The 6000-nt window shown below is 56.3% G+C and carries 8 protein-coding genes; 6 read left to right on the plus strand and 2 right to left on the minus strand.

Annotated features, from left to right (window positions below):
- The first annotated feature begins 302 nt into the window (after positions 1-302).
- The 4 genes from VNX88_10710 (at position 303) to VNX88_10725 (ending at position 2875) form a co-directional block, all read left to right on the plus strand.
- A complete protein-coding gene (locus tag VNX88_10710) occupies positions 303-830 on the plus strand; it encodes a DUF2975 domain-containing protein (protein ID HWY69130.1) in 528 nt (175 codons plus the stop codon).
- 1 nt (position 831) lies between these two features.
- A complete protein-coding gene (locus VNX88_10715) occupies positions 832-1086 on the plus strand; it encodes a helix-turn-helix transcriptional regulator (GenBank protein HWY69131.1) in 255 nt (84 codons plus the stop codon).
- Between the two features lie 83 nt (positions 1087-1169).
- On the plus strand, positions 1170-1559 hold the full coding sequence (locus VNX88_10720) for a hypothetical protein (protein ID HWY69132.1): 390 nt from the start codon (positions 1170-1172) through the stop codon (positions 1557-1559).
- A gap of 260 nt (positions 1560-1819) precedes the next feature.
- Positions 1820-2875 (plus strand): beta-propeller fold lactonase family protein, encoded by a 1056-nt coding sequence (locus VNX88_10725; GenBank protein HWY69133.1) that lies wholly within the window; start codon positions 1820-1822, stop codon positions 2873-2875.
- Positions 2876-3370: 495 nt separating this feature from the next.
- Here the strand turns inward: VNX88_10725 and VNX88_10730 are convergent, their stop codons facing one another.
- Complete coding sequence (locus VNX88_10730) at positions 3371-4360, minus strand: VWA domain-containing protein (protein HWY69134.1); 990 nt, start codon at positions 4358-4360, stop codon at positions 3371-3373.
- A gap of 283 nt (positions 4361-4643) precedes the next feature.
- Here VNX88_10730 and VNX88_10735 point away from each other — a divergent pair, with 283 nt between their 5' ends.
- On the plus strand, positions 4644-5072 hold the full coding sequence (locus tag VNX88_10735; protein ID HWY69135.1) for an ester cyclase: 429 nt from the start codon (positions 4644-4646) through the stop codon (positions 5070-5072).
- Positions 5073-5261: 189 nt separating this feature from the next.
- On the opposite strand, the gene VNX88_10740 is transcribed toward VNX88_10735, so the two are convergent.
- A complete protein-coding gene (locus VNX88_10740) occupies positions 5262-5747 on the minus strand; it encodes an ATP-binding protein (protein HWY69136.1) in 486 nt (161 codons plus the stop codon).
- Positions 5748-5816: 69 nt separating this feature from the next.
- Between VNX88_10740 and VNX88_10745 the strand changes: the two genes are divergently transcribed.
- A partial coding sequence (locus VNX88_10745) for a hypothetical protein (GenBank protein ID HWY69137.1) occupies positions 5817-6000 on the plus strand: 184 nt, incomplete at its 3' end.

The raw sequence follows: 6000 nt of genomic DNA on the forward strand, positions 1-6000 counted from the left end.
GTAGCCGGCAGCTCACTTCCCAAAGTGGGATTGATACGCACCTCTGCATGATGGCGCAAGAGATCAGGAGAAAGCAAGTTTCATCCGTTGCTCTACGGATTCTTCGCCTTAGTCTGCTCAACGGGTTACAGATTGAAAACAAAATATTTTCGCAATCCGTTGCTCACCCTGCGAACACCGCGCTCCACTCGGCCGTTCGGACCCGGCGCGGGACATCTGGTTTCTTATCGAATTTCAATATACTACTTTACTATATTCGATAAATAGGTTATTGATAGTCGATATATAAGAAGGAGTGAATCATGTCAAGGCCAGCCTCGTCATCCGCCGCATTGCCCATCGCGTACGCGGTGCTGCGGATCCTCGTCGTCATGAACTGGATGTTCGGCGCCGCGATCCTCGCTCTGCTTGTGGTCATGCTCAACGCCCACTGGATCATGGCCACTTTCAAACTTTCTCCTTCGCTCGACGCAGACCGGCTGATCATGGGCATGCGCGCGGTCGCCGTGCTCGGCCTCGTCGGGATCCCGCTGAACTATGTCGTGCTGAAGCGGCTGGTCGCGATCGTCGAGACGGTTCGCGCGGGCGACCCATTCGTCGCCGCCAACGCGTCTCGTTTGCAGGAGATCGCCGGGGCGCTGCTCGCGCTCCAGCTTCTCAGCCTCACCATCGGTGCGATCGCCAAGGCCGTTTCGACTCCGGCGCATCCTCTCCATCTCGATGCCGGCTTTTCGATCAGCGGCTGGCTCGCCGTCGTCCTAACGTTCGTGCTGGCCCGAGTGTTCGCGGAAGGCACGCTCATGCGCGACGACCTCCAAGGAACGGTGTGACGTGGCGATCGCCGTCAAGCTCGACGACCTACTCCACGATCGGCGGATGACGCTGACCGAGCTTGCGGACCGGGTCGGAATGACGCTGGCCAACCTCTCGATCCTCAAGACCGGCAAGGCGCGCGCGATCCGCTTCTCGACGCTCGATGCGATCTGCGCCGCACTCTCGTGCCAGCCTGGCGACATTCTCCGCTTTGAGCCGGAGCAAGCAGAACGCGAGCGGGCAGCGGCAAGCAAACGAAGCGCACGCCGTTGAATGTCCCGGCTGAACGCGACAAGTAGCAAGGCAGTACCGGCGGCGGTAGCCGCTGGGTGATTTGCTTACAAGGAGACCTCCCAATGAAACACAACCTTATGTTAACCATCACGTCTCTGCTCACGATCCTCCTCTTTACATTTCACTGGACGGACGACATCCTCCGCGGATTCGCGCCGGGAGGGCTCTCAGGCCTCGGCGGGATACTCATCCTCGTCGTCTGGCTGTGCGGAACGCTGATGCTCGCCGACCGGCGATCGGGGTACGTCATCATGCTTCTCGGATCGATCGGTGGGTTGGGCGTCCTCGCCCTGCACATGAGCGGAGCGGGACTTGTCGGCGGCAGGGTCGCCCATTCCAGCGGAATCTTTTTCTGGGTCTGGACGCTCATCGCGCTCGGCGCGACCGGGAGCTTCTCCGTCATCCTGTCGGCGCGCGGACTATGGAGGCTGCAACGGGGTCAGTCGCGGTAGTCCAACAACGCGTGAAGAAAAAGGACGGCCTGAACTTTAAAATCGCTCAGTTCAGAACTGCGTAATTTTCTTAAAATCGCCCAGTTCAGGCTGGCCCCTTTTGGTCCCCAACCGAGTGTCTCAGCGTGATGACACTCACCAAAGTGGTTCCTGTCTTTCGCACTCGCTTACATTCCTTTACGCGACTTTAGATACCGCGTCGATATGCTCGTAATGCGAATTGACGTTTTCGGAGTCGACGTTTTGGGAGTCTAAGACGAGTGCTTAGAGTAAAGCTTCATGCCATCCTCCTGCCGCTGGTGCTGCCGTTCTGTGTGGCAGGATGCGGAAGTGCCAATCATCATTTTGTTTATACGGTAGGAACAAATTCCGAAGGCATTTTTGGCTTCGAGGAAGCCTCGGGGGGTACGCTCAGCAAAATCTCTGGCTCGCCGTTCTCTACCGGAAGCGTTCCCACAGCCATCGCAGTCACTCCTTCCAGGGCGTTCGCTTACGTGCTGAGCTCGGGAGGGAACGGAATCCTCGCTTATACCTTCGACAAAAGTAAGGGAGGGTTGGTTGCGGCAGCGGGCGCGGTTGCGACGGGGTCTGGTCCCGTGTCGATCGCCATCGATCCGTCGAGCCAGCACGTGTACGTGCTGAATCAGGGGTCGAGCAACATTTCAGTCTTTTCCATCGACGCTTTCAACGGCACTCTTACTCCCATTTCGGGCTCGCCGTTTGCAACCATCAGCGGACCTGTTTCCATGGCGATGTCGGATAAAGGCGACGTTCTGTACGTTGTAAGCCCCACGCAAGGGATCGCGTCATTCTCGATCAAGTCGGACGGCAGCCTGAGTGCCACACAAGCCGCAATTCCCGCCGGCGCCTCGCCGGGATTTGTGACTGTCGCCGGCAATGATAAGTTCGTTTACGTTGCCGATTCCGCTGGCAACGCGGTAGTTGGGTTCAGTGTTTCTGGAACAGCCCTCACGCCCATAAGCGGCACATTCGCCACTGGAGCCACGCCCGTTGCACTTGCAGCGGATCCACAGGGAAAGTTCCTGTTCGTGGCCAATCAGGGTTCAAATAACATTTCCGCGTTTTCCATCGGATCGGGAGGCGCCCTTACGGCGATATCGGATTCACCCTTCAGTGCCGGCACTGCACCCACATTCCTGATCGTCAACCACAGCGGAGATCGTCTCTATGTAGCCGATCGCGATTCGGGCGATCTTGCAGATTTTTCCATATCGGGAAGTGGATCGTTAGCCGCAGCTTCCGGCTCGCCGATCACGCTCGGCATGTCTCCAGTCTGGATTGCCGTGACCGACTGAGGCGACTTCTCGTCCGCCTTCGAATGCTGAGTGCTATTTTCCTTGGAAGCGAATAACCAAATTTGCTTCCTGCTCATTCGCCTGGCCGGGTGCGCCACCCTTCAGTTTGATTGTTGCTGACGAACCCATAAAGTGGGTGCCCTACTCCTCCGTCCGCCGCGGCGGAGAGGGTGGGCTGCGATGCTGCTGACGTTACTCGTCCTTCCCATTTGCGGAAAGCTGTTGGCAGTTCAGCTTCTCGTCATAGAAAGCAAATGCCCGATGAGGGCTCGATCAGCGTTTATACAAATCGAAAATTCAACCCCAGAGTTGCGCGCATCCTCAACTGCCCACCCTCTCCGCCGCGGCGGACGGAGAGTAAGGCCCCGCTTCATGGGTTCATTAGGGGAGAGGCACAAAGGCGGGGTACCCGGAACCCAACTCATTGAAGTTCCAGAGTGAAACAAAAGAAACAGGCTGGGCCACCCGCCGTTGCGCGTTCTGATTCGGCCAGCTTTATTCGACTGCATAATAGCCTTTTCGGCAGTCTATATGAATGCCGAAGCGAGCCGTGACGCGCACCTTGTGAAACCGGTCATCTGCCTTCCAATGCGGGGGTTTGTATCCCAACAAATACTGATTGCGCAGCTGCTCGTTGACTTTGCGGAACGCTGCTTTCAGTTCACGCGCTCCATGTGCGTGCAGAACTGTACCGCCGGTGCTCTTACTTAGCTTTTGCAGCATTGGGTCGGTCAGTAGCTGGGAACGATTCGTGTTCAGCGCAAAGACAATAACGTCGGACTGTAGCGCTGCATCAATCGCGTTTTCAAGATGGGAATGACTGGAGTTCTCTTCACCATCTGTGATCAGGATCAAGACCCGGCGAGCAAAGCCCGATTCGGTACCGGCAGAGAGTTTGCCGCAGGAGATGCCTACAGCATCGTAGATCGCTGTCGAGGATTCGCCGACTGAGAGACGTTGCACTGCGTTCGTCAGGAACTTCAGATTTGACGTGAAGTCCTGGGCTACGTGGGATTCAAGACCAAAAGTAATGATGGCTGCAGAATCCGACGGTCGCAGTGTCTCCTGCAGGAAGATTGAAGCCGCTTGTTGTTGATCGCTGAAGAAATTTCCGACTGATCCGCTTACGTCGATCAGCAATCCGACTTTTAAAGGCAGGTCCGATTGCCGCAGGAAGTAGGTCAGCGATTGCGGCTGCTGTCCATTGTCGAGCACCTTGACGTCAGCAGGCGTGAGATTGGAGACAAAGCGCCCGCGCCAGTCCGTTGCCGAGAATAGAAGATTCACCTCACGCACCCTGGCGGAGAAAGTCTCCTTACTGACTTCCGGCACATCATGGCTGGAGGGAACTCGCGACCCTGAGAACAGGGATTCGGCGGGAGGAACTGCCTGCGCGAAGGCCTGCGCCGACAGCATTACAACAATGATGAGCAACAATTCGATGCGCCGGGTTCGCATGATCGTCACGTCCTTTCTTGCGATCACCTCATACGTCTCGTCGATCAACTAACGGTGTTGTTGTCTCGCTTGAGTCGACGGCATACTCGGACCTTGCAGAGGAAGGCGAAACTACACAGAAATCCGCTTCATTGTGGATTGGCTGGCGTGGCTCGAATACTGCTAAAGCTGCCAGTGACGAACTTCAATCTCGGCTGGTCAAGCCATCCGGCGCCGACTTTTGCAGCTCCGACTTGATCAGTAATTTCGGTCGCTTGACCTGCCATTCTGGCGGGAACATAATGAGCGCCTCTTCAGCAAGGAGGAGCATATGTCCGAGCAAAATAAGGCTCTGGTACAACGGGTGATCCAGGAGCTGGTCAACAAAGGAGACTTTTCGCTGCTCGACGAACTGGTCGCGAGCGACTACGCGTATTACGAACCGACGGTTGGAGGAATTCAAGGACGCGACGGCTATAAGAGCCTGGTCAGTATGTATCGTAGCGCCTTTCCCGATATGACACTCACCATCAATGAGCAGATCGCCGAAGGACATAAGGTCGTGACCCACTGGACCGCGCGCGGTACCCATAACGGAGAACTCATGGGAGTTCCGCCCACCGGAAAGCAGGTAACGGTACAAGGCGTCGTAATCAGTCGTATCAAGGATGGCAAGTTGATTCAGGACTTTGAATCCTACGATGTCCACGGGATGATGCGGCAACTCGGCGTCGCCCAAGCAGCCGCCAAAGCGGCATAAGCTCGCAGCGTTTTCGAAAGGACCGGCAAACCAACGCCGGTCTTTTTTGATTGGAAGCCAGGGACGGACGAGACGCTTTCTTAAGAACTCCTAGGTTCCATTTCGGGACGCCCCGCCTGTTCCCGTGTTCCGCCCTCAAGGTGATTGTTGCCCTCGATAGAATCTCTCAGGCACGGTGGGTGGCCTTAATCAGAAGTCAGGAGCGTGGAACGCAACATTACTTGGGATGGACAGTTGGACCTCCGTACCGGCCGTTGCACTACTCAAGATTTTGACCAGCCCGCCAATTCTCGTTGCACATTCCCGCATGCCTGCTAAACCCCAGTGTCCGTCGCGCCCTTTCTCGAGCACCTGAGGATCGATTCCACCTCCGTTGTCGCGAATCCGAATGCGCAGCTCAGTGTCGGAATATTCAAGTTCTAACTCGACGCGTTTCGCCCCGGAATGACAAAACGCATTGCCCAGGGACTCTCTGCCAATTCGGTAAATCTCATCCTGGAACTCTCGTGCCAACTGCCTCTGGCAGCCGGTCACTATGACGCGAAAGTTGATATTGGGCCGTTCCTCTAGTTCTTCCTGAATGCGAGACAAAGCAACAACCAGGTCTGAGGTTTGAGAGCCAGACGAGCGGAGGCCCTGAATCGCGTTCCGGCCCTCCTCGATCCCTTGCCTCATGATCTGAAGAGTTCGATCTAACGCTTTCCCGACGACCTGGATGCCGCGACACTGTATGCCGAGAGCCTGATGAATCAGAATCCATGGAAGCTTTGGTCGAAGGAGGGCAAAACGGGTCCCAATACGGAACACGTGATTGCCATTTTGGAATCCGTTCTGCGTCGAAATCCCAGGCATATCGGGGCGAACCACTATTACATTCACGCCGTTGAGGCTTCGCCGACTCCGGAGCGCGGGCTGCCCTCTGCAGATC

The sequence above is a fragment of the Terriglobales bacterium genome (assembly GCA_035567895.1).
Taxonomy (GTDB): Bacteria; Acidobacteriota; Terriglobia; order Terriglobales; family Acidobacteriaceae; genus Gp1-AA112.